Origin of the sequence: Roseateles sp. SL47 (assembly GCF_026625885.1) — a bacterium.
GTDB lineage: Bacteria > Pseudomonadota > Gammaproteobacteria > Burkholderiales > Burkholderiaceae_C > Roseateles.
Window position 1 is genome coordinate 86475 of record NZ_CP113068.1, and the last position, 24976, is coordinate 111450.

Consider the following 24976-nt stretch of genomic DNA (forward strand, 5'->3'; position numbering starts at 1 on the left):
CTTCCGCCATCAGTCGCATTGCATTCCACCCTTGGGCACGTAAACGCACTTCTTCCCCTTCAGCTTGATGGGGGTGCTGGAGCCGCTGCCGCCGAAGCCGCCACCGCCCCAGCCGCCGCCACCGCCGCCACCACTGCCACCGCCCGGGCAGGAGCTGCTGCTGACGGCAAACCAGCTGCTGGAGGCCCCGCAGGACGACTGGCTGCCGTTGGCACACTGGAAGTCGCAAGTCACCGCAAAGACATTGCTGTAGCTGTAGCAACCGCCGCCCGAGGCGGTGCCGCTGCTGGCCGCCACATCCAATGGCTGCAGTGCAATCACGCGGTACGGGATCACCACGCGCTGCTTGGCCTCCAGGGTGCCGGGCACTTCCACCAGGAATTCATAACGGAAGTAGGCATCGCTCTGCGGCAGGCGCTGCTGCACGTGGTCGGCGCGGATCAGCCCGTAGTTGGTCAGGCTCAATTCGCCGTAATACACGTCGCCCGCAGCCATCTTGGGCAGGTTGATGCTGGTAGGCTGCATCACCACCACCGCCGCAGGCACGTCGGTTTCGAAGGTGGCGTTCAGCGTGATCTCGTAGCGGTCCTGGATGGTGATTTCACGCACGCTCCATTCCACCGTGATCAGGTTGTAGTCCAGGAACACCGACTGGTTGGCGGTAATGCCGGGCTTGATGAGCACTCGCCCACCGATGTCCTGGTGGTTGCTGGCCCGCGCCCGGAACTTGTAGCGGCCCGCAGGCAGGTTCTGGAACATCGCCTCGCCCAAGCTGTCCGTCAGCAGTTCCTGCGTGATGGTGGCCACGTCCTCGTTCTGCAGGGTGATGGTGGCACCGGCCAGGCCCGGAATCAGCTTGCCGTCCTTGCCGATGGTGGCGGTGTAAATGTCCGCCGCCTTGAACAACACATGGCCTTGCCCGCTCTGCGTGAGGCTGACATAGACATTCAGGCTCTGGCTCGGCAGGTTGTCGCCACTCACGGTCAGCTTGAACTCATACACACCCTCCGGCGTGCCGGCGGGGGGCGAGAAGGCCAGGTCCACCGGACGGCTCTGCCCGATGGCCAGGGTGCCATTGGCCGCGCTGCCGATGCTGGCCCAGGCGGGCGCCGGGCTGCCGTCCGCCTTGGTGAGCACGAACTGCAGGTTGATCGCGTCCTGCAGGCCGTTGTTCTTCACCGTCACCGATTCCAGTTGGCTGCCGCCCTGCACCAGGCCGGTCTCGACCAGGCTGGGGGTGCTCACCAGATACGGCTTGGCTTCGGACAAGGTGAAGTCCACCCGCACCTGACCCATCGGCGTGTTGGCATGCTCGTCACTCAGCACATCAAAGATCAGCGAGCCGGTGGGCTGCGCTTCATTGTTGGCGGTGAACTGCACCGGCAGGTTCAGCGTCTGGCGTTCCGTCAGAGACACCGGCGCCGGCAGATCCACCCTCACGCCCGCCGGAATCTGGCCGGTGGGCTGCGACGCGGCATTCAGCGCCAGCCGGACATTGCTGGCCGACGTGCCCGCACCGGCCCGCGCCGTCAGCGGGATGGTGAAGGCATAGTTCCTCGGCAGGTCCAGCTTGTAAGGCGTTGGGCCCACCGTCACGCGGTTGATGGTGAAGACCTTCTGCTCAGGCCGGTCGGTGATGTCCGGATGGACCGCGCTCACCTTGTAAAGCCCCGCATCGGTCAGCGTCGGCTTGAAGGTGTAGACGAACTCACCGGCCCCATCGGTCAGCACATTGAAGCTGCGTTCAAAGCCCTGCTGATTCAGGATCAGTTTCAGCCGGGCATTGGGCAGCGGCAGCCGGCTGCTGCGATCCAGGGCACGGCCGCTGATGAGAATGTCCTGATCGCCATAGGAGGAGATCGGTCCCACCTGGGTGACCTCACCCAGATAGGCCGTGTCGGACAGAGACACGGTGCGCTCGGAACCTCGGCCCGTGATCTGGACCTCGTCTTCCTCCCCACTGTGATAGCGCAGCTTGTCCACCTCCAGGCGCACCCGGATGCTGTTCGGGCTGGCGCCCGGGACATTCAGGTTGAAGGTGTCCGAGACATAGGCGCTGCCGGCAGGGATACGCGCGACCGTCAGCCCATTGGGCAGGGTGACCACATTGGCGCCAAACACTTGCTTGTAGGACTGCGTGGCGAGAATGTTGTTGTCGGCGTCCAGCAGCTTGAAGCGCAATTCGCTGGACTCATTGGCGCCATTGCCAGTGGCCGTCAGCAATTCGACATCCACCTCGCTGGAGTTTTCGATGGTCAGCTTGAGCTTGCCCGTGCCGCCCCGCGTGAACTCATCGGTGGCCATGCCGACCACCAGCGACCCCTCGGTGACATCCACCGTCTGGCTGCGGGCGATCTTCACCGACTCGCCCTCATTGGTCACTTCAACCCCCACTTCCGCCGACGGCGCGCCGGGTAGGTCGGCATAACCGCCCACGATCACCGGCACCAGTTGCGTCTGGTTGGGGCCCAGCGTCAGGGGGGCGGACTTGTGGTCCTTGAACTGCGTGGCGTCGCGGTTGGTCGGCAGGCGCACCACGGCACGCACACCGGTCACGCTGAAGGCGGACACGTTGGTCAGCTGCACCTGCAGCTTGTTGATCACCCCCCGCTGGATGGGCAGGCCAGAAACGATCTGGCTGCTGAGGTGGGGCAGCACCACCGTCCGCGGCAGCTCCACCCCATTGGCATCCACCGAGGCGATGGTGTAGCGACGCTCCCCGGCGCTGAAGCCGCTATCGGTCAGGCGAGTGCTGGTGATCGGGCTGGGCGTGAGGCGGGTACGACTGCTGTCCGGGCCCACATAGACCAGATAGCCGCTGACATTGCCATTGGGTGCGGCCCAGCTGATGGTGGGCAGTTCGCTGCCCAGCTGTTCCACCCGCACGTCCCGCACGGGCAGGAGGCTGGCATTGAGATAGGCGGAATTGGAGATCGGCGACTCATTGCCCGCCGCATCCACTGCCGTGACGACATAAGCGCCCTGGGTCGGCGAGGGGGCGGTGTCGTAGGTCTGCGGCGTCTTGATGCGGGTCTTGAGCGGCGTCAGGCCTTCGATGCTGGTGATGCTGGTGCCATGGGCCCGGTAGAGGTTGTAGTAGTCGACCGTGCTGTTGAGCGGCGGCTGCCAGGCGGCATAGATGCCCTGGCCGGTGAGCGTCAGCGCCAGGTTCTGCGGAGCACCCGGCGCGGTGGCGCTGGCCAGCACTTCGATGGCGGCCGTCTGCGCCGACAGGGATTCCTGACCATTGGCCTGACGCACGGTGGCCACTGCATAGCTGTAGCGGCCGTCGGCCGGTGTCTGGTCGATGTATTCAATGCCGGCGCTGCGTGCCAGTGGCTGCAGGCTGGTGCCGGGGGTCTGACGATAGATCTGGTAGCTGGTGGCGTCGGTCACGGCCTGCCAGGACAGGCGCACCTTGCCACCCGGCTGCGCCTTGGCGCTGAAACCGAAGGGCGCGTCCAGCGGAGGCAGGTTGCCCTGGTAGACCTGGTGGCGGTTGAAGGCCGAGACCTTGGACGACACGTTGTCGAGGTCGTCACGGGCCTGCTGATTGAAGCTGAGGATTTCGGAGCCACCCAGGCCTGCATCACCCGGCAGCGTGAAGCTGGCGGTGTAGGTGGTGGCATTGAGCTGCGTGAGCGTGCCCACGCTCACCGGGGTACGCAGCGGGCCGGACAGCCCATAGCGGACCTGCGGTGTCTGAGCCGGTGCCTTGCTGAACACGAAGGTGGCCTGCACCGGCGCGCCGCCCTCGTTCTTGAGCGGTGCGGCCGGGTTCAGCGTGATGCCGGAGAGCGCCGGACCTTCGGTATCCACCCGCAGTGTGGCGCCGCTGAGTACATCGGTGCCGCGATTGCCCACCAGATCCCGGGCCGAGAACAGCACATTGGCCACGCCGGAGGGTGTGTTCGCGTCCAGCAGGAAGTTGCCGTTGTAGACGGTGTCACCGGCCTTCACCAGTTCCACCGGAATCGGCACGCCGCCTTGCGGCACCACCGACAGGTAAGGGGTGCTCTGCAGCGGCTCACTGGTGGTCAGCACCAGGTTGATCCGCCCCTGGCCATAACGTCCGGTGGCCAAGTCCACCTTGCCCAGCGAGGTGTAGGTGATGGAGACCGCCTGCGGCGAGGTGTTGTCCGCCGTGGCTTGCACCAGGTTGGACAGCGCGCTGAACGTGCCCAGCGCATTCACTGACGCCACACGGTAATAGTAGCTGCCATCCACCGGCGGCAGGTCTTCCAGGCTGGCGCCCGTCAGCGGGGAAGCCGTCAACAGGCTGCCCTGCGAGGGGGTATCAAACGGGAACGTGGCGCGCCACACCAGATGGCCCACCGATGCGGCATCCTTGGACGACGTCCAGGCCAGCTTGATCTTGCCTTGGGCCTGCGAGCTCGCGGTCAAGGCGCTGGGGCCGGCCGGCTTGGACGTGTCCAGCACGATGGCCAGCGCCTGGCTGGTCACGCTGGTGCCGCGGTTGTTGCGGACCACCGCAGTGATCTGGTTCGGGCCTTCGCTCAACGCGATGTCGGCCTCGAACACCTGGCTGGTGATGGGCACCCAGTCGCCCTGGGCAACCCCGTTCACCTGGAACTGGGCCTCCGCGCCGAGCGGGCTGGTGCCGCGGACCCGCACCGAGCTCTGGTTGGTCCGGGCGGGCAGCGAGCTGGTCAGCACCGGCGCCACCGGCGGCGGCAGGTCGATCCTGACCGCCGAGGTGTAGGTGGTGGTGTTCCCGGCGACGTCGGTCACCCCCAGCGACAGCACATAGTCGCCGTTGGCAAACTGCAGCGGATCGATGCTGAGCTGGTAGGTGTTGCTGCCGAGGTTCTGCAGCGTCAGCGCGGTGGCCGACAGCTCGGCCCGCACACTGGCCACACCACCGGCATCGGACACTGCAAAACGCAGCGTCTCGGTTTTCTGGACCAGCAGCGGGCTGGCCAGCGGCGCGCCATTGATCGTCGGCGGCTGCACCACGGGCTGGGTGACATCCGGCGTCACCACGATGTCGCGGCTGGCCAGGGTGAAACCGCCCACGCCAGTGGCGCGCAGCACCACCGTATAGGTGCCGGGCTGGGTGTAGCGGATGCTGGGATTCGGCGCGGCGCTGGTCCGCCCATCCCCGAAATTCCACAGATAGCTGGTGGTCTCCCCGGACGACTGGTTCTGGAACACCACCGTCAGCGGCGCCTCACCGGTCAGCGCACTCGCGGCAAAAGCGGCCTGCGGCGGTGGCAGAACCAGGACATCCGTCGCGGCGCTGGGTTCGCTCAGATTGCCGGCCGCGTCCCGCACGATGATGCGGCCGTAGAGCCGCTGGCCGGCCACGGCCGCGGTGTAGGTGTAGTTGGTGGTGCCGGCGGAAAAGGCGGAATCCTGCAGCACGGTGGAGAAAGCCGCGTCCGAGGCGATCTGCAGCCGGATCTGATCCACGCCGCTGAGCGCATCGGTGGCCGAGAAGCGCCATTCCACCGACGAGGGACCGGTCTGCGCAGGCGGCTGCAGCTGGCCGGTGGGCAGCACCTGATCGATGGTCACCGGCTGGCTCAAGCCCGACCACAGCTCCCAGGTGCCTCCACTGTTGACGCTGCCACGCACCCGGGCGCGGTAAGTGGCGCCGGAGACGAGCCCGTCAGGCCAGGTGAAGCTGCTGACATCACCCACCGTCTGGGTGAGCAGCGTGTCGCCGGCCTCGCTCTGGATCTCGATCTGGTAGGTGTTGAGGTCGGGCACCTTGGCCCAGGTCCATTCGGGTGCCGCATTGGTATAGCGGCGCAGGACTTGGGGCGGCTCCGGGGTCAGGCCGGAGATATCAATGAATTCATAAGGAGCAGCGGCATTGGCCGCATAGGTCGTACCACCGGCATCCGGCACAAAGGCAATCGCCTGTTGCGGTGCAATCACATTGGACTGATTGCAACCCACCGACGAGGCCTGGTTGGACGGCCCTTGAATGCCGATGGTGGCGCTGCCACCGGTGCTCAATGTTTCCCGCAGATAGCGGTATTGCAGCGTGATCTGATTGCTGCCTTCATGGAGCACCGCCTGGAAGGTGCCCATCGGCAGATTGGAGCCGTAGAAGTATTGATTGGTCCATTGCACCACCAGCTTGCGATTGGGTGCCTCACCAAGGGTCTCGTATTGGATCTTGCCGGTGGGTTGGCCGGAAACGTCGGTCCGCAGGTCGTCCCAGAACACAAAGATGGTGTTGGACAGGGCCGGCAGGCAGGAGTTGGAATAGGCCGTGGTCGGCGACGAAAACTGGATCAGTCCGTTGGTCGTGACATAGAACTGGGTGACCGGCTGGTTGTAGTAGGTGAAGCTGAAGCCGATGGGGAAAGGCCCCGCCACCACGTCGTCCCCGACCAGCCCGGTATTGATGCCGGCCTGTGCGGCCGAGCTGCAGGCCATCAGCAGCGCCAGCAAGAGCAGCCGCGCGCCCTGCACCAGCGATTGGACAAGGCTGCAAAGCCGCTGCAGCAGAGCATGACGCACTGGGCGGACGAGCGCCGCCACGGAGAACCTCCCCGATCTTTTCATCATGCTCCCTCTGCATGTTGGCTTTGCCATCCGCTCCCACCGAGCGATGACCAACCTTCTGTTGGTGAAGGCTACCGTAAAGAAACGCGAAGATTCTTACAGTTGATCCTCGATTCACCAAATTTCTTTAGTCATTTGTAAGCAGCTCGACACGGCGAGCGTATGCGGCCTTTCAGAGGCAGCGATACGGTTCATTCAAGGCCGCGTTGCACAGCCTCACGAGGAGAAACGCCAATGCCTCGTCGCATTCGCGCGACGGCTGCAGTCATTTAGAGGGACACACGCGTCCATTCCTCCCAATGGGCGAATCAGGTGTTTTCCCTGATGCCATCAAACCGATAACCAACGCCGTAAATGGAACGAATGGGTTCCTGGCCTGGGCAGGCCAACTCCAGTTTGCGTCGGAGGTTTTTCACATGGCTGTCAATCGTTCGGTCGCTCAATGCGCGCTGGTCGTCATGCAGCTTGTCCAGCAATTGATCGCGGGAGAACACCCGGCCCGGCGCATCCGCCAAGGCCCGCAGCAAACGGAATTCGGCCGGGGTCAGGTCCAGCAACTGACCTTGCACGCGGGCCTGGTGACGATCACCATCCAGCACCAGGCCGGCGTCAGGGTCAGCTTCGGGGCTGCGTTCAGGGTCAGTGGCCGGGTCAGCACTTGCGCCCACCGCCACCGCAGGCACGCGCCGTTGCCGCCGCAGAATGGCCTTGACCCGAGCCACCAGTTCACGGGGACTGAAGGGCTTGCAGACATAGTCGTCCGCGCCGGACTCCAGGCCGACCAGGCGGTCCACTTCCTCCACCCGCGCAGTGACCATGATGATGGGCACATCGCTGAAGCTGCGCAACGCCTGGCAGATGCTCAGGCCATCCCGGCCGGGCAGCATCAGGTCCAGCACCAGCAGGTCAGGCTGATGCTCACGCACCCAGTCCACCACCTCGGTTCCCTCATGAAGCTGCTGGCACGTGAAGCCGTCGCGGACCAGATAGTCATGGGCCAGTTGGGCCAGGCGGGGCTCATCTTCCACCACCAGCACCAGGGGCAGGTCATGAACGGCTGTCATCGAAGTCTCCCGCCCGCTCCGGGGGCTGATGGCGTGTCAGGGGCAGGCGCAGCTCGATCCAGACGCCCCCCAGAGGGGACGCCTTCGCCTCGATCTGCCCGCCGTGGGCTTCCACAATGCTGCGGCAGATGGCCAGCCCCAGTCCGCTACCGCCACTGGCTCGGCCCCGCGACGCTTCAACACGGAAGAAGCGTTCAAAGAGACGCGGAAGCACCTCGGGCGCCACCCCGGGGGCGGAGTCTTCCAGATCCAGCACCGCATCGTCCTGCTCGCGCCGCAGGCGCAGATGCAGCTCACCGCCCGCATCGGTGTAGCGGATGGTGTTGTCCAGCAGGTTGTGCAGCAGCTGGTGGAGCCGGGCCGCATCGGCGGACAGCATCAATGGGGCGTGCGGCAGCGACATCGTCAGGCGCAGCGCCTTGTCCTGCGCAGCAGCCGAGAAGGCCTCGGCTTCCTGGCGTACCAGCGCCACCATGTCGAGATCCTGCTTGCGATAGGTGAGCGCGCCGGCATCTGCCAGCGCCAGCTCATGCAGGTCCTGCACCAGTTGGGTCAGGGTCTTCACCTCGGATTGCAGCAGGCTCAGCAGGGCGGGTGTCATCGGGTGGATGCCATCTTCCACGGCCTCCAGCTCACCGCGCAACACCGACAGCGGCGTGCGCAGCTCATGGGAGATGTCCGCCATGAACGCCCGCCGCATCTGTTCATTGCGGGCCAGCGCCTGCGAGAGCTGGTTGAAGTCCTGCCCCAGCTGCGCCACTTCGTCATGCCCCTGCACGGGCACCTGGGCCCCGAAGTCGCCCGCCGCCAGCCGGTGGGTGGCGGCGGCCACGCGGCGCACCGGAGCCAGCAGGCCCTTGGCCACCCACCAGGCCGCCAGACCGGCCACGCCCAGTGCCGCCAGCCCGACCCACATCACCGCTTGCAGTTGCCCGCCCAGGAAGCGCAGGGCTGCCTCGTCGGTCGCCGCCTGCACCGGGGCAATCATCAGCCAGCCGACCGTCTGGCCCTCCACCACGATGGGACGTTCCTGGCTTTCCGGCAGCACAAACGGGAAGCCGATTACCCGCAGCCGCTGGGAATCCAGCAGCATCATGCGGCGGCCGGCTCCCAGCAGGTCGGACGCGATCACGTCCTCATCGGCCAGTGGCGGGGGCAGGCCCAGATCGATCAGTGTCTGCTCCGCCCCCAGCAGGCGGAACCAGACGTCCGGCCGGTTGCGGACGAAGTCCCAACTGCCATGCTCGCGCCAGCCTTGCTGCAAGCGCGGAACGGACGCGTCCATGCGGGCCATCTGCTGCTCATTCAAGTAGCCGAAGAAGCCGCGTGTGAAGCTCAGGTGCGTCGCCCAGCCCATGGCCAGCACCGCCAGGGCGGCTGTGGCCAGCACGGCCAGAAACACCCGTATCGTGATGCCAATGCGTTTCATAGGGTTCGAAGCCTACCCCGGGTGGCGGTGACCGCCCTGGTTCACCGTGCAGAAACATCGGCGGGCGGCGGTCTCCAAAGTTCCTGCACATTTGGTCCCGACCATGGCCAACAAGCCCATTCCAGGACCGTCTGCCATGCCTTTGTCCCTCCCACGCTCCGCCACCCCAGGCCCAAGCCCCGCCACGCCCCGCCGCCCCGCCCCCACCAGCCTGGTCCTGTCGCTGGCGGCCCTGGCCATGATGGGTTTCACGTTGTCTGGGTGCGGTGAAGCCGGGTCGGCGCCGTCCGCCGGGACCACGGGCGCCCCGGTGGGAGCCACTGCTGCAGCCACATCGGTGGGTGTCTATACCGTCAGCGCGGAATCGCTGACGCTGAGCACCGAGCTGCCCGGCCGCACCACCGCGCCCACCGTGGCCGAGATCCGGCCGCAGGTCAGCGGCATCATCCAGGCCCGCCAGTTCACCGAAGGCGGACCGGTGAAAACCGGTCAGGCGCTCTATCAGATCGATGCCGCCACCTATCAGGCCAGCTTCGACAGTGCCAAGGCTGCCGTCGCCAAGGCCGAGGCCACGGCGTCCTCCGCCCGGCTCACCGCCAAGCGCCAGGCGGAACTGCTGAAGATCCAGGCCGTGAGCGAACAGGACCAGCAGGACGCGCAGTCCACCCTGCAGCAGGCCGAAGCCGACCTGGCCTCCGCCAAGGCCGCGCTGGACACGGCTCGCATCAACCTCCAACGCACCATCGTCACTTCGCCGATCAGCGGCCTGGCCGATGTGTCCAGCGTCACCACCGGCGCACTGGTCACGGCCGAACAGACCACCGCGCTCACCACCGTGCGCCAGATCGATCCCATCCAGGTGGACATCAGCCAGTCCAGCAGCGAATGGCTGGCTCTGCGCAGGGAACTGGCCGCCGGCCGCTTCAAACAGGCGGACAACGATACGGCGGCGGTGCAGCTGCTGCTGGAAGACGGCAGCACCTATGCACGCGCGGGCAAGCTGAGCGTGCGGGGGGTGTCGGTCAACACCAGCACCGGGGCTGTCACGCTGCGCGCCGTGGTGCCAAATCCGGAGGGGTTGCTGCTGCCCGGCATGTATGTGCGGGCCCTCCTGCAGACGGTCCGGCTGGACCAGGCCCTGCTGGTGCCCCAACAAGCGGTGACTCGCGACACCCACAACACCACCACGGTGCTGACGGTGGACGCCACCCAGCAGGTGCACAAGCGCACGGTGCAACTGGACCGGGTGGTGGGCAACCGCTGGCTGGTCAGCAGCGGGCTGCAGGCCGGCGAGCAGGTGATTGTGGAAGGCGGCCAGAAGGTGCGGGACGGTGACAAGGTCCAGGCCCATCGCGTCAGTCTGCCGGCCGACAGGGGCGCCGCAGTGGACACGGCAACAGCCTCCACCCCGGCTGCTGCCGCCAGTGCCACCGCTGGATCCACCGCTGCCGCCACCGCCACCGCCACCGCCGCCTCCCTCGGCGTGGTCGCTCGCGGCGCGTCCGCCGCGCGCTGAGGAGACTTTTATGGCACGTTTTTTCATCGACCGACCGGTCTTCGCCTGGGTGCTGGCCATCGTCGTGATGCTGGCCGGTGCCCTGGCCATCACCACCCTGCCGCTGGAGCAATATCCGGACATCGCGCCGCCCAAGGTCACGATCAGTGCCACCTATCCCGGCGCCTCGGCCAAGACCATCGAGGACTCCGTCACCCAGGTGATCGAGCAGCAGATGAAGGGCTTGGATGGACTGCTGTCGATGCAGTCCACCAGCTCGTCGTCCGGTTCCGCCAGCATCACGCTCAACTTCAATGCCGGCACGAATCCCGACGTGGCGCAGATGCAGGTGCAAAACAAGCTGCAGCAGGCCGAAGCGCAACTGCCGCAGGCCGTGCAGAGCCAGGGCGTGACGGTGACCAAGACGGGCACCGACTTCCTGATGGTGGTGGCGCTGTATTCGGCGGACGGTTCCGCCAGCGCCATCGACATCGGCGACTACATCAGCTCCAACCTGGTGGATGTGCTCAGCCGTCTGGACGGCGTGGGGGACGTGCAGACGCTGGGCACCGGCCATGCCATGCGCATCTGGCTGGACCCGGCCAAGCTGGCCAGCCATGCGCTGATGCCCTCGGATGTCAGCACCGCCATCACCGCGCAGAACGCGCAGGTATCCGCCGGTCAGGTGGCTGGCCTGCCGGCAGTGACCGGCCAGCAGCTCAATGTCACCATCACCGCGCGCAGCAAGCTGCAGACGGTGGAGCAATTCCAGAACATCCTGCTCAAGACAGCCAGCGACGGCAGCCGCGTGAAGCTCTCGGATGTCGCGCGGGTGGAACTGGGGGGTGAAAGCTACACCATCGCCTCCCGTTATGAAGGTCAGCCTGCCGCCGCCATGGGGGTGAAACTGGCCACCGGCGCCAATGCCATTGGCGTGGCCAATCTGGTCAATGCCAAGCTGGCGGAGCTGCAGCCGTCCTTCCCCTATCACCTGCAGGTGGTCAATGCCTACGACACCACGCCGTTTGTGAAGGTGTCCATCGAAGAGGTGGTGATCACGCTGGCCGAGGCGCTGGTGCTGGTGGTGGCAGTGATGCTGCTGTTTCTGCAGAGCTGGCGCGCCACGCTGATTCCGGCGATTGCCGTGCCGGTGGTGCTGCTGGGCAGCTTCGGTGTGCTGGCCGCTTTCGGTTATTCAATCAACAGCCTGACCATGTTCGGCATGGTGCTGGCCATCGGCCTGCTGGTGGACGACGCCATCGTGGTGGTGGAAAACGTCGAGCGGGTGATGCAGGAGAAGGGCCTGTCCGCCAAGGAAGCCACGCGCCAGTCGATGGGCGAGATCACCGGGGCGCTGGTGGGCATTGCGCTGGTGCTGTCGGCCGTGTTCATTCCGATGGCGTTTTTCGGCGGCTCCACCGGGGTCATCTACCGACAGTTCTCGATCGCCGTGGTGTCGGCCATGTTGCTGTCGGTGGCCGTGGCCATGAGCCTGACCCCGGCCCTGTGCGCCACCTTGCTCAAGCCGGGTGCGCATGGCAGCAACGCGGCGGGCGACGCCCAGGCTGGAAGCAACACATGGGCAGGCGCAGCACCCGCGACGGAGGCGGCGGCACCAGCGGGTGCCCGGCGGCCGAGCGGATTTGTCGCTCGCTTCTTTGCCGGCTTCAATCGCGGCTTCAATCGCGGCTTCGACCGCAGCAGCATCGGCACCCAGTCGCTGGTGGGGCGTCTGTTGCGCCGCAGCGGTCGGGTGATGGTGGTCTATCTGGCCCTCGTCGTTGCCATGGTGGTGCTGTATCAGCGCCTACCCACCTCCTTCCTGCCGGCGGAGGACCAGGGCGTGCTGATGGGCGAGGTGCGCCTGCCCTCCGGTTCCACCGATGAGCGCCTGATGGCCTCGCTGCAAGCGGCCGAGCAGTGGCTGGCCCAGCAACCCGACGTGGCGGGTTACACCGTCATCACCGGCACGGGCGGGGACCAGGCCAGCGGCCGCTTGTTCATCAAGCTCAAGCCCTGGGACGAGCGCAAGGGCCGCGGCCAGAGTGCCGCCGACATTGCCCGCCGCGGCAATCGTGAACTGGCCAAGCTGCGCGATGCTCAGGTGTTCCTGATGCAACCGCCGCCGGTACGTGGCCTGGGGTCGAGCGCCGGGTTCACCTTTGAGCTGCAGGACCGGGGCGGCCTGGGCCATGACCAGTTGGTCGCAGCCCGGGATCGCTTCCTGCAACTGGCCCGCAAGGATCCGGCGCTGTCGCAGGTGCGCATCAGCGGTGTGGACGATGCGCCGCAGCTGGGCATCACCATCGACGATGCCAAGGCCGGCGCCCTGGGTGTGGCCACCGACGACATCAACACCACGCTGGCCACCGCCCTCGGCGGCAGCTATGTGAATGACTTTCTGGACAAGGGCCGGGTCAAGAAGGTGTATGTGCAGGGCGACGCGCCCTACCGCATGGGCTCGGACAGCATCCTGCGCTGGTTCGTGCGCAATTCCGACGGCTCGATGGTGCCCTTCTCCGCCTTCACCGCCATCCAGTGGACCTTCGGGGCGCCCAAGCTGGAGCGCTACAACGGCTTCTCCTCCTATGAAATCGTGGGCGAAGCTGCGGCTGGCGTCAGTTCCGGCACCGCCATGGCGGCCGTGGAAGCCCTGGTGAAGCAATTGCCGGCCGGCATTGGCATCGAATGGGCGGGGCAGTCCTACCAGGAGCGGCTGTCCGGCGCCCAGGCGCCGGCGCTGTATGCCGTGTCGGTGCTGTTTGTGTTCCTGTGCCTGGCCGCCTTGTATGAGAGCTGGTCGGTGCCGTTCTCGGTGATGCTGGTGGTGCCGCTGGGCGTCATTGGCGCCGTGGCACTGACCGGGCTGCTGGGGCTGGAGAACGACGTGTATTTCCAGGTGGGCCTGCTCACCACCGTCGGGCTGGCCGCCAAAAACGCCATCCTGATCGTCGAGTTTGCCAAGCAGTTGCAGGAACAGGGCGCCTCCGCCCTGGACGCCGCACTGCAGGCGGTGCGGTTGCGGTTGCGCCCCATCCTGATGACCTCGCTGGCCTTCATGCTGGGGGTGCTGCCGCTGGCCATTGCCACCGGCGCGGGAGCCGGCAGCCGGCGCGCCATCGGCACCGGGGTGTTGGGCGGCATGTTGAGCGCCACGGTGCTCGGGGTGTTGTTCGTGCCGGTGTTCTACATGGTGGTCCGCCGCCTGGTCGACCGCAAGCGCTCGCAACTGCCCGCTGCCGATTCATCCCATCCAGACGCTCCCCGCCTGACGGAGACACAAGCATGACCATTCCGAAGTTCCGGCTCACCCCCGTGGCCGCCTGGGTACGCAGCGCCAGCCTGGCGGCTGCCCTGACCGCCAGCCTCGGCTTGAGCGCCTGCGCCCAATTGGCGCCTGCCTATTCCACCCCGGCGGCGCCGATTCCGGCGGCATGGCCGGAGGCGCCAGCGATGGAGCAAGAGTCGGCGGGGTCCGCCGGTGTGGTGGTGTCAGCCAGGAGGCCAGGCGCATCCACAGGCGCATCCACAGGCGCATCACCCGCCGCATCACCCGGCGCATCACCCGCCGCTTCCGCCGCTGCTTCCGCAACCGATTCCCCCGCTGCTGCCGGTTCCGCTGCTGCCGGTTCCGCTGACGCCAGCGCCCAGGCCGATGACCTGTCCACGGTGATCACCGCCCCCCAACTGAGGGAGGTCATCCGCCTGGCGCTCGACAACAACCGCGACCTGCGGATTGCGGCGCTGAACATCGAGCAGGCCCGAGCCACCTATCGCATCCAGGCTGCCGCCCAACTGCCAACCCTCACCGGCTCGGCCTCCGACACCGTCAAGCGCACCCCCGCCCAGGCCAATGGCGGCCAGGCCAGCCTGGCCCGCCAGTACGGTGTGGAAGTGGGGGTGACCGCCTGGGAGCTGGATCTTTTTGGCCGCGTGCGCGATCTGAAGGATGCGGCGCTGGAAAGCTACCTCAACACGGAAGAGGCCCAGCGCAGCAGCCGGCTCAGCCTGATCGCGGAGGTGGCGACCGCCTGGCTGACCCTGTCGGCCGATCAGGCCCAGTGGGAACTGGCCCAGCAGACCTTGCAATCCCAACAGCAGACGTATGAGCGCACCCTGCAAAGCCAGCAGCTGGGTGGGGCTTCTGCCCTGACAGTGGCCCAGGCCCGCACCACGGTGGAGTCGGCCCGCAACAGTGTGGCCAGCAGTGCCGCCCAGGTGCAGCAGGACCGCAACGCCCTGACCTTGCTGGTGGGCGCCACGGTGCCGGCGCACTGGCTGCCGGCCGCCATGACCCCGACACCGGCGGCCCAGCTCCAGCTGCCGCCCCAGGGGCTGCCCTCCACCGTGCTGCAACGCCGTCCGGACGTGCTGGCGGCGGAACATCTGCTGAAGGCGGCCCATGCCAACATCGGCGCGGCCCGGGCGGCCCTGTTCCCGACCATCAGCCTGACCGCGACCGCCGGCACCGCCAGCACCGCCTTGTCGGATCTGTTCAAGGGCGGCGCCTGGAGTTTCATCCCGTCCGTCTCCCTGCCGATCTTTGACGGCGGCAGCAGCCGCGCCAGCCTGGCGTCCGCCCAGGCGGCCCAGCAGATCCAGCTGGCCACTTATGAAAAGACGGTGCAGACCGCCTTCAGCGAGGTGGCGGACGCCCTGGCGGTCCGCGCCAGCCTGGCGGAGCGGCTGGAGGCCCAGCAGGCGTTGGTGGACGCTTACCAGCAGGCCTACACCCTGGCCGACGCCCGCTTCCGCCGGGGCGCCGACAGCTATCTGACCGTTCTGGATGCGCAACGCTCGCTCTTCTCGGCCCGCCAGACGCTGGTCACCCTTCGGCTGCTGGACCAGACCAACCGGATCACCCTTTACAAGGTCCTGGGGGGTGGCGGCTGGACGTCTTCCACGGGCTCCGGCGCCTAGGCTGGCCCCTCCACGGACCGGGCACGATGCGGGCAAGCCACGATCCTCACAGATCGTTACCTTGACCAGAATGCACAGACGGAGGTATTTGTTCACTGATCGTCGATGGCGGAGCGGTCCGATCCCGACGGGAAAGGACGAAATTGCACGAAGCTCCCCACTTCCGTGAAACACCCTGTGCCAGGGCGCACTGCGCCAGGGTACAAGGCGGTAAAGTGAGAGGCGATGGACACCACTCTGGCCGAACCACCCCAGTCCGCCCTGTCGGGCGTCGCGCGCGTGCTTGTGCACGCCGGCAAACTTCAGCCAAAGGCCGCTGAGGATCTCGTCCGCCTGGCGCGGGAGAAAAAAACCAGCTTCGTGAACGCTGTCATGGCGTCCGGCACGGTCACGTCCCCCGAGCTGGCGCACACGCTGGCCCATGCACTGGCCATGCCGCTGCTGGACCTGAATGCGGTGGATCCTCACAAGCTGCCCCAGAACATCATCGACGCCAAGCTGGCGACACAGCATCAGGTGGTGGTGCTGGCCCGTCGGGGCAACCGGCTGTTCATCGGCGGCGCCGACCCCACGGATCAGGAAGTGGTCGAGCGGATCAAGTTCGCCACCCAGCTGACGCCCGAATGGATCATCGTTGAGCATGACAAGCTGCTCAAGATGCTGGGGTCGTCGGCATCCGGCAGCACGGCCGAGCAGTTGGAAGCGATTGCGGGTGAAGATTTCGACTTCGACATCGCCGAAGAAGATTCCACCCCTCAGGAAGAAGCCCAGGAAATCGGCGACGTCGAAGACGCACCGGTGGTGCGCTTCCTGCAGAAGATGCTGGTCGATGCCATCAACATGCGGGCCTCCGACCTCCACTTCGAACCCTACGAATACCACTACCGCGTCCGCTTCCGGGTGGACGGCGAGCTGCGGGAAATCACCCAGCCTCCGATTGCCATCAAGGAAAAACTGGCCTCCCGCATCAAGGTGATCTCGCGCATGGACATTGCCGAGCGCCGGGTGCCGCAGGACGGCCGGATGAAGCTGAAGTTCGGCTCCAAGGCCATCGACTTCCGGGTGTCCACCCTGCCCACGCTCTTCGGCGAGAAGATCGTGATCCGTATTCTGGACCCCTCCTCGGCCAAGCTCGGCATCGAGGCGCTGGGTTACGAGAAGATCGAAAAGGATCGGTTGCTGCTGGCCATCCACCGTCCCTACGGCATGATCCTGGTCACCGGTCCGACCGGTTCCGGCAAGACGGTGTCGCTCTACACCTGCCTGAACATCCTGAACCAACCCGGCACCAACATCTCCACCGTGGAAGACCCGGCGGAAATCAACTTGCCGGGCATCAACCAGGTCAATGTGAACGACAAGGCCGGGTTGACCTTCTCCGCCGCGCTGAAGTCCTTCCTCCGCCAGGATCCGGACATCATCATGGTGGGTGAAATCCGGGACCTGGAAACCGCCGACATCGCCATCAAGGCCGCCCAGACCGGCCACATGGTGATGTCCACGCTGCACACCAACGACGCCCCGACCACGCTGACGCGTCTGCTGAACATGGGCGTGGCCCCGTTCAACATCGCCTCCAGTGTGCTGCTCATCACGGCCCAGCGTCTGACGCGGCGCCTGTGCGAAAACTGCAAGGTTCCGGCGGAATACCCACGGGAAGCCCTGCTGCGGGCGGGTTTCGCGGAGAGCGAACTGGACGGCTCCTGGAAGCCCTACCGGGCCGTGGGCTGCTCCAATTGCAACAATGGTTATCGGGGCCGGGTCGGCCTTTACCAAGTGATGCCCATTAGTGAAGCCATTCAGCGGATCATCCTGTCCGAGGGTACGGCCATGGACATTGCCGATCAGGCCCGCAAGGATGGTGTGCGAGACCTGCGCCAGTCCGGGCTGGTCAAGGTCAAGGTGGGTGTCACAACCCTGGAAGAGGTGCTGGCAGCCACCAATGAATAATCGAAGGTCGGCAGTCTGGCGATCCTGTTGAGTCCGAGATGATTCCTTGATGAGGCCATGGATGGGCCCACTGTCAACCTGGGTGAGCAGCACCAGGAACTAAACAACTGATTGGGAGCGCCGTTCGCTTGGCGCGACGGCTGGAGGTGATATGGCGACGACCACCGCGGGTTCCCGCGCAAAGCAGGGCATCAAAGAACATATCTTTGAGTGGGAAGGCAAGGATCGCAACGGCAAACTGGTGCGCGGAGAAATGCGCGCCGGTGGCGAAGCCGTGGTCAGCGCTTCCCTGCGCCGGCAGGGCATCCTGGTCAGCAAGGTCAAGAAGCGCCGCACCGGGGGCGGCAGGTCCATCAAGCAGAAGGACATTTCCGTCTTCACCCGCCAGCTCGCCACCATGATGCGTGCCGGCGTGCCGCTGCTGCAGGCCTTCGACATCGTGGCCCGCGGCAGCACCAACCCGCGCCTGACCAAGCTGCTCAACGAAATCCGCCAGGACGTCGAAACGGGTACCAGCCTCTCGGTGGCCTTCCGCAAGCACCCGCTCCACTTTGATGCGCTGTATTGCAATCTGGTGGAAGCCGGGGAGTCCGGCGGTATTCTGGAAGCCCTGCTGGACCGACTCGCGATCTATCAGGAAAAGACCGTCGCCCTGAAGCAGAAGATCAAGTCGGCCCTGACCTATCCCATTGCCGTGCTGGTGGCCGCCTTTGTCGTGACGGCCATCATCATGATCTTTGTGGTGCCGACCTTCCGCGATGTGTTCAAGAGCTTTGGCGCGGACCTGCCCGCCCCGACGCTGTTTGTGATCTGGCTGTCGGAAATCTTCGTCAACTGGTGGTGGCTGATCTTCAGCGCCATTGGTGGCGGGCTGTACTTCTTCTTCCAGAGCTGGAAACGCTCGGTGCGCATGCAGAAGGTGATGGACCGGCTGCTGCTGAAGGTCCCCGTATTTGGCGACCTCATTTATAAGTCGGTGATTGCTCGCTGGACCCGTACGCTGGCAACGATGTTTGCCGCCGGTGTGCCGCTGGTGGAAGCCCTGGACTCCGTGGGCGGCGCCTCGGGCAATGCCGTCTTTGTGGAGGGCACCGAGAAAATCCAGCGCGATGTCTCCACCGGCGCTTCACTGACCAACTCCATGCAATCCACGGGCTTGTTCCCGGTGATGGTGCTGCAGATGTCGTCCATCGGCGAAGAATCGGGCTCGCTGGACCACATGCTGGGCAAGGCGGCCGACTTCTATGAAGAAGAAGTGGATGACGCGGTGAAGTCATTGTCCAGCCTGATGGAACCCATCATCATCGTGTTCCTCGGCACCCTCATCGGCGGCATCGTGGTCGCCATGTATCTGCCTATCTTCAAGCTTGGCTCGGTGGTCTGATTGCTGGATCGGGACGTTTTTACACTGCTGCTGTCGCCGTGGTATCTGGGGCTGCTGGGCCTGTGTGTCGGCAGCTTCCTGAATGTGGTCATTTACCGGCTCCCGGTGATGATGCGGCGCCAGTGGCTGGACGACTGCCAGCATCAGCTGTCAGCCACTGACGAGCTTCGGGACGTGCTGATGCTCCCGGCCGACCAGGCCCAAGCGGTGGCGGCGGGTGTGTTGCCGGTGCGTCAGGCGCTGGAGGCCCAGCCCAAGCTTGGGCTGGTCACACCACGGTCGCGGTGCCCGCACTGCGGCCATCCGTTGCGCTGGCATGAAAATCTGCCGGTGCTGGGCTGGCTGCGGCTGGGCGGCAAATGTGCCTCGTGCAAGGCCGCCATCTCGTTTCGTTATCCCTTCATCGAATTGCTGACGGGCTTGCTGTTCCTGGGTATCGGCTGGCAGGTCGGTCCCCAATGGGCGTCCGTGCTGTACTGCGGTTTTGCAGCAGCTCTGGTGGCACTGGCGGGCATCGACTGGGACACCACCTACCTGCCGGACAGCATCACGCAACCCCTGCTGTGGGCCGGTCTGGTGGCGGCCGGCCTGGGCATGCTGCCCGTCACGCTGTCGGCATCGCTGACGGGCGCGGCGGTCGGTTATCTGTCCTTGTGGTCCATCTACTGGGTGTTCAAGCTGGTCACCGGCAAGGAAGGCATGGGCTACGGTGACTTCAAACTGCTGGCCGCGCTGGGCGCCTGGCTGGGTTGGCAGATGATTCTTCCCATTGCCCTGCTGGCTTCGCTGATCGGTGCCTGCATCGGCCTCTATCTGAAGCTGTCTGGCGGGCTGAGGGAGGGTCGTTATGTGCCGTTTGGCCCCTTCCTGGCCGGTGGCGGATTGGCCGTTTTGCTGATCGGTCCGCGAACCGTTGCCGTCTGGCTGGGCTTGCCCGGCTGACGCAGCATTGCTCGCCATGCGCATCGGCCTCACCGGCGGCATCGGCAGCGGCAAGAGCACGGTGGCGCACGCCTGGGTGACGCTGGGAGGCGCTCTGCTGATCGATACCGACGCCATCTCCCGGGCGCTCACCCAGCCGGGTGGTGCCGCCATGCCGGCCATTGCCCAGCGCTTCGGGCCCGATTTTGTGACGCCCGAAGGCGCACTCCATCGTCCCGCCATGCGTGAACTGGCCTTTCGTGACCCCTCGGCCCGGCTCGCCCTCGAAGGCATTCTTCATCCCTTGATCGGTGCGGAGACGGAGCGCCAGGCGGGTTTGGCACAACCCGGTCAGCGGGTGGTGTTCGATGTGCCCCTGCTGGTGGAGTCCGGCCGTTGGCGGCAGAAGGTGCAACGGGTAGTGGTCGTGGATTGTGAAGAATCCACCCAGGTGCGCCGGGTGATGCAGCGCTCCCAGCTCAGCGAGACGGCGGTGCGGGACATCATGGCGCAACAGGCTTCGCGGGCCCGCCGGCGGGCCGCTGCGGACGCCATCATCTACAACGACGGGTTGACGCTGGACCAACTGCATCGCGAGGTAGGAACGCTGCTGGCAAGCCCCCTGTTCTGACCACCCCTCACCCTGTCGGGGTGGGTCAAGTCCGGCCTGTGGAACAATGGCCCCTTGACGTAACAGGATGGTCGACTTGATCCTCTACGAATACCCATTCAACGAGAGCATCCGAACGATGCTCAGGCTGGAGCATCTGTTCGATCGATTGGGTCAGTTGGTCGCGCGCGATACGCAGCTGGATCACCACTATGCGCTCGCCACCATCTTCGAAGTGATGGATGTGGCTTCGCGTGCCGACCTGAAGGCCGATCTGCTCAAGGAACTGGAGCGCCACCGCACCCAGCTCAACAGCTACCGGGGCAACCCGGCCATTGCCGAGTCCGTGCTGGACGAGGTGGTGGGCCGCATCGACCATGCCTTCGACAAGCTGAACCAGTTGCCGGGCAAGGCCGGCCAGGCGCTGACGACCAATGAATGGCTGATGAGCATCCGCAGCCGGATTTCGATTCCCGGCGGCACCTGTGAATTTGATCTGCCGGGCTACTACACCTGGCAGCAGTACCTGCCCGCCCGCCGCCGTAACGACCTGATGCAGTGGGCTCAGACCCTGATGCCGCTGGCAGAAGCCCTGAACGTGCTGCTGGGTCTGCTGCGGGACAGTGGTTCACCGCACAAAGTGGCCGCCCATGCCGGCCAATACCAGCAAAGCCTGCCACAGGGCCGCAGCTTCCAGTTGCTGCGCATGCGGATCGACCCCAGCCTGGGCCTGGTGCCGGAGATCAGCGGCCACCGGCTGATGGTTTCCATCCGCCTGATGCGCCAGGATGAAGAAGGCCGCTTGAAACCGGCCCCCGTAGACGCCACCTTTGAACTGACGCTGTGCGCCTGAGTGGCCCCGGCGTCCGCCGCCCCACTTGTCAGAAGTCATGACCAGCAAGCCAACTTCCTTGTCCGGCCCCAGGCCGTCCGCCACAGACCGCGCCCAGGAGCGCTCAACCGGCCTGACCCCCGCGTCCTCCTTGTCAGCAGCCTCCCCGACGGTGGCGAGCCCGCCTCGCATCGTCCCCTGCCCGACCTGCGGTGGAGACAGCATCTTTGCACCCAGCAATCTCTGGCGGCCCTTCTGCGGCGAACGCTGCCGTCAGATCGACCTCGGCCACTGGGCGGATGAGTCGTTCCGGGTGGCGGCACCACCAACCACCGAGAACGAGAACGACGCCGAGCAGTAAGCCAGCCTCGGTGCGATTTAGCGCGGCAGAAGCCCTCGCCGCACCAGTTCCACCCGGGCGGCTTCCGGCGTCGTATAGAGCCAGGCCTGCCATCCCAGGGCCGTGGCCGCTTCAATGTTGGCCGGGTGATCGTCCAGGAACAGAAGGTCTTGCGGCTTCGCCCCGAACTGGCTCAGTGCCAGATCAAAAATCGGCGGATGGGGTTTGGACTGCTTGACCCGGCCCGAAAAGATACCCGACACGAACCAGTCGCTCAGCGGATGGTGGGTTTCCAGATGGTCCGCATACGGTTCCGGCATGTTGGACAGGAAATACAGCGTATGGCCGGCCTGCTTCAGATCCTGGATCAGTTGGGCCGTCCCCTGGATCAGTTGCAGTTCCTGTGGCACGGCCTCCATCACCGCCACCACCTCGTCACGGGGCCAGCCGGTGCGGGCGGTAATGCGGTCGGCCGTGGTCGCAGCATCCGCCAAGCCCTGGTCAAAAGCGCCCCAGTCACCGGTGTAGTTCTGGAACAGCTCCCGGGCCACTTCAGCGCCCACGGTTTCGTCTGGCACCCGGTGGGGCCACACCCGCGCGAGGAAACTGGGCGGGTGCCAGCGAAAGACGACCCCGCCAAAGTCAAACACAATCTTCATCGAACTCACCCTCGCAGGCGGCCGAGCAGGCCGGCGGTGGAGGCATCCAGGCCGGCGGTGTCGCCGGAGCTCAGGCGTGGCAGCAGGCTGTTGCACAAGGCTTTGCCCAGCTCGACACCCCATTGATCGAAGCTGTTGATGTTCCAGACTGCACCGCTGACAAACACCCGGTGCTCGTACAGCGCAACCAGGGCGCCCAGCGAGGCCGGTGTGAGCGCCTCCAGCACAAGCGTGGTGCTCGGACGATTGCCCGGGAAGCTGCGGTGGCGGGCCAGCACCTCCGGCGCCAGGTCCTTGGAGGCGGTCGGCGCCGATTCGGCTGCGGCCGCCTCGGCGGTCTTGCCCTGCATCAGGGCCTGCGATTGCGCCAGGCAATTGGCCAGCAGTTTGGTGTGCTGATCCTGCAGCCGTGCAAGCAGTTCACCGCCCACATGCTCACCGAAACGCGGTGTCTTGACTGCAATGAATTCCACCGGAATCACATCGGTGCCCTGATGCAGCATCTGGAAATAGGCATGCTGGCCATTGGTGCCGGCCTCGCCCCAGACCACCGGGCTGGTGCCGTAACCCAGCGCCTGACCGTCCCGGTCCACGCCCTTGCCGTTGCTTTCCATCTCCAACTGCTGAAGATAGGCCGGCAGCCGGCGCAGCCCCTGGTGATAGGGCGCCACCGAGCGGCTGGTGAAGCCATGGAAGTTGCGATACCAGACGTCCAGCAGCCCCAGAAGCACCGGCAGGTTGGTGTCCAGCGGTGCGGTGCGGAAATGCTCGTCCATCGCATGGGCACCGGCCAGCAAGGCCTTGAAATGCTGCGCGCCGACGGCGATGGCGATGGGCAGGCCGATGACCGACCAGAGGGAATAACGTCCCCCCACCCAATCCCAGAAACCGAAGGTGGTGGTGATGCCGAAATCCGCGGCCGCCTTGGCATTGCTGGTGGTGGCGGCGAAGTGCCGCGCAACGTCGGTGCCTCCCTGCTGCAGGAACCAGGCCTTGGCCGCCTGGGCATTGGCCAGGGTTTCCTGCGTGGTGAAGGTCTTGGAGGCCACGATGAATTGCGTGGTGGCCGGATTCAGGCCACGCAGCACCGGGGCCAGGTCATGCCCGTCCACATTGGAGACGAAGTGCAGCTTGAGCGTGGCCGGCACATAGGCCTGCAGCGCCTGCACCACCATGGCCGGGCCGAGGTCCGAGCCACCGATGCCGATATGCACCACATCGGTGATGCCGCTGCGCGCCTGGTCTCGCACGCTTTCAGCAAAGGCCAGCATGCGATCCAGCGAGGCCTGCACCTCATCACTGAACGGGGCGCCGCCCGCCGGCGCGCGCAGGGCAGTGTGCAGCACCGCGCGGCCTTCGGTGTGGTTGATGGGCGCGCCGGTGAACAGCGCTTCGCGTTGCGCCTCCAGTTTCACGTCCGCCGCCAGGCCCAGCAGCAGCTCAAGCGTCCTGGCGTCGATGCGGTTCTTGGACAGGTCGGCAAACACCTCGGGCGCCTGCAGCGACCAGCGCTGGAACCGGTCCGGATCGGCCGCAAACGCCTGCCGGACGTCAAAGGCTGCACCGGCGTGCTGGAAGTGGTTGTGAAGGGCGGCCCAATGGGGGCTGCTGTCGCAACGCGGGAACAGGCTCATCGCAGGCTTTCGATCATCTGGTCCAGCTTGCCGGCATCAGCGGCAAACAGGCGGATGCCTTCGGCCAGTTTTTCCGTGGCCATGGCGTCCTGGTTGAGGGCAAAGCGGAAGGCCGCTTCGTTGAACGAGACCTTGGGCAAATCCAGGGCCTTGGCGACATCGGCATCCAGCGCGCGGGACAGGGGCGCTTCGCTGGCCTGCAGCTGTGCCAGCAGGTCGGGGCTGATGGTGAGCAGGTCGCAGCCGGCCAGCGCCTGGATCTGCCCGATATTGCGGAAGCTGGCCCCCATCACTTCGGTGGCAATGCCCTGCTTCTTGAAATAGTTGTAGATGCTGGCCACCGACTGAACGCCGGGGTCGTTCACCCCGGCCTGAGCGGCTTCATCCCACTGGCTGCCCGCCGACTTCTTGTACCAGTCGTAGATGCGGCCCACAAACGGGGAGATCAGCTGAATGCCGGATTCACCGCAAGCCACCGCCTGGCAGAAGGAGAACAACAGGGTGAGGTTGCAATGGATGCCTTCCTGCTCCAGCTCACGGGCGGCCTGGATGCCTTCCCAGGTGGAGGCGATCTTGATCAGCACCCGGTCACGGCCGATGCCTGCAGCTTCGTACAGGCCCATCAGGCGGCGCGCACGGGTCAGCGTGGCCACGGTGTCGAAGCTCAGGCGGGCGTCCACTTCGGTGGACACGCGGCCCGGCACCACTTTCAGGATTTCCAGACCAAACGCCACCAACACGCGGTCCACGATCAGGTCCAGCGGCTCGGACTGGTGGGCCGCTACGGTGTCTTCCAGCAAGTGGGCATAGTCGGGCGATTGCACCGCCTTGAGGATCAGCGACGGATTGGTGGTGGCGTCGCGCGGGGTGAACTGCGCCAGTTGCTTGAAGTTGCCGGTGTCGGCCACCACGGTGGTGAAGGCCTTCAGTTGTTCGAGCTGGTTCATAGGAGGGTGCGCCCGGAGGCGGTCACAATCGGTGGGTTGAAGCCGGAAGCAGGCGCGGCATGAGCCTTGCCCATCTGCCCCGTATTAGAACCGCTGCGGACCTCTTTCCGGACGCTCGTCGCCCGCCTCCCTGGGGTGCCCTCCTGCGAGGGAGGCCCCTCTGTCGAGGGACGATTTCAGGCGGATTGACCGTCCGAAGAAACTGCGGCATCATAATTCCGGTAACTTCGTTACATCAAGACGTCAGCCAA

General features: G+C 65.6%; 15 protein-coding genes. 9 read left to right on the top strand and 6 right to left on the bottom strand.

The window, feature by feature from the left end; translation table 11 throughout:
* Positions 1-9: 9 nt before the first annotated feature.
* The 3 genes from OU995_RS00290 to OU995_RS00300 form a co-directional block, all read right to left on the bottom strand.
* Entirely contained in the window at positions 10-6543 is a 6534-nt protein-coding gene (locus OU995_RS00290) for a PKD domain-containing protein (protein WP_267833363.1), read from the bottom strand.
* 305 nt (positions 6544-6848) lie between these two features.
* A complete protein-coding gene (locus OU995_RS00295; protein WP_267833364.1) occupies positions 6849-7604 on the bottom strand; it encodes a response regulator in 756 nt (251 codons plus the stop codon).
* Entirely contained in the window at positions 7588-9033 is a 1446-nt protein-coding gene (locus OU995_RS00300) for an ATP-binding protein (protein WP_267833365.1), read from the bottom strand. The genes OU995_RS00295 and OU995_RS00300 overlap by 17 nt, the downstream gene beginning before the upstream one ends.
* A gap of 136 nt (positions 9034-9169) precedes the next feature.
* Between OU995_RS00300 and OU995_RS00305 the strand changes: the two genes are divergently transcribed.
* The 9 genes from OU995_RS00305 (at position 9170) to OU995_RS00345 (ending at position 21506) form a co-directional block, all read left to right on the top strand.
* Positions 9170-10549: an efflux RND transporter periplasmic adaptor subunit gene (locus OU995_RS00305; RefSeq protein WP_267833366.1), complete on the top strand. Its 1380-nt coding sequence runs from the start codon at positions 9170-9172 to the stop codon at positions 10547-10549.
* Positions 10550-10559: 10 nt separating this feature from the next.
* The gene (locus tag OU995_RS00310) at positions 10560-13817 is read left to right on the top strand and encodes an efflux RND transporter permease subunit (protein WP_267833367.1); all 3258 of its coding nucleotides are present in this window, start codon (positions 10560-10562) and stop codon (positions 13815-13817) included.
* A complete protein-coding gene (locus tag OU995_RS00315; protein ID WP_267833368.1) occupies positions 13814-15448 on the top strand; it encodes an efflux transporter outer membrane subunit in 1635 nt (544 codons plus the stop codon). The genes OU995_RS00310 and OU995_RS00315 overlap by 4 nt, the downstream gene beginning before the upstream one ends.
* Positions 15449-15673: 225 nt before the next feature.
* Positions 15674-17398, top strand: a complete 1725-nt coding sequence (pilB, locus tag OU995_RS00320) for a type IV-A pilus assembly ATPase PilB (protein WP_267833369.1) — start codon at positions 15674-15676, stop codon at positions 17396-17398.
* 151 nt (positions 17399-17549) lie between these two features.
* Positions 17550-18782, top strand: a complete 1233-nt coding sequence (locus OU995_RS00325) for a type II secretion system F family protein (RefSeq protein WP_267833370.1) — start codon at positions 17550-17552, stop codon at positions 18780-18782.
* Positions 18783-18785: 3 nt separating this feature from the next.
* On the top strand, positions 18786-19724 hold the full coding sequence (locus OU995_RS00330; protein WP_267836405.1) for a prepilin peptidase: 939 nt from the start codon (positions 18786-18788) through the stop codon (positions 19722-19724).
* Between the two features lie 16 nt (positions 19725-19740).
* Positions 19741-20334, top strand: coding sequence for a dephospho-CoA kinase (gene coaE, locus OU995_RS00335; protein ID WP_267833371.1), 594 nt, complete (start codon positions 19741-19743; stop codon positions 20332-20334).
* 76 nt (positions 20335-20410) lie between these two features.
* Positions 20411-21166: a cell division protein ZapD gene (gene zapD / locus OU995_RS00340; RefSeq protein WP_267833372.1), complete on the top strand. Its 756-nt coding sequence runs from the start codon at positions 20411-20413 to the stop codon at positions 21164-21166.
* A gap of 37 nt (positions 21167-21203) precedes the next feature.
* The gene (locus OU995_RS00345; RefSeq protein ID WP_420714786.1) at positions 21204-21506 is read left to right on the top strand and encodes a DNA gyrase inhibitor YacG; all 303 of its coding nucleotides are present in this window, start codon (positions 21204-21206) and stop codon (positions 21504-21506) included.
* 17 nt (positions 21507-21523) lie between these two features.
* Here the strand turns inward: OU995_RS00345 and OU995_RS00350 are convergent, their stop codons facing one another.
* The 3 genes from OU995_RS00350 to tal are packed head-to-tail and all read right to left on the bottom strand — an operon-like array spanning position 21524 to position 24725.
* Entirely contained in the window at positions 21524-22144 is a 621-nt protein-coding gene (locus tag OU995_RS00350; protein WP_267833373.1) for an HAD family hydrolase, read from the bottom strand.
* 5 nt (positions 22145-22149) lie between these two features.
* Positions 22150-23778: a glucose-6-phosphate isomerase gene (pgi, locus tag OU995_RS00355; RefSeq protein ID WP_267833374.1), complete on the bottom strand. Its 1629-nt coding sequence runs from the start codon at positions 23776-23778 to the stop codon at positions 22150-22152.
* Positions 23775-24725: a transaldolase gene (tal, locus tag OU995_RS00360; RefSeq protein WP_267833375.1), complete on the bottom strand. Its 951-nt coding sequence runs from the start codon at positions 24723-24725 to the stop codon at positions 23775-23777. The genes pgi and tal overlap by 4 nt, the downstream gene beginning before the upstream one ends.
* Positions 24726-24976: the final 251 nt, after the last annotated feature.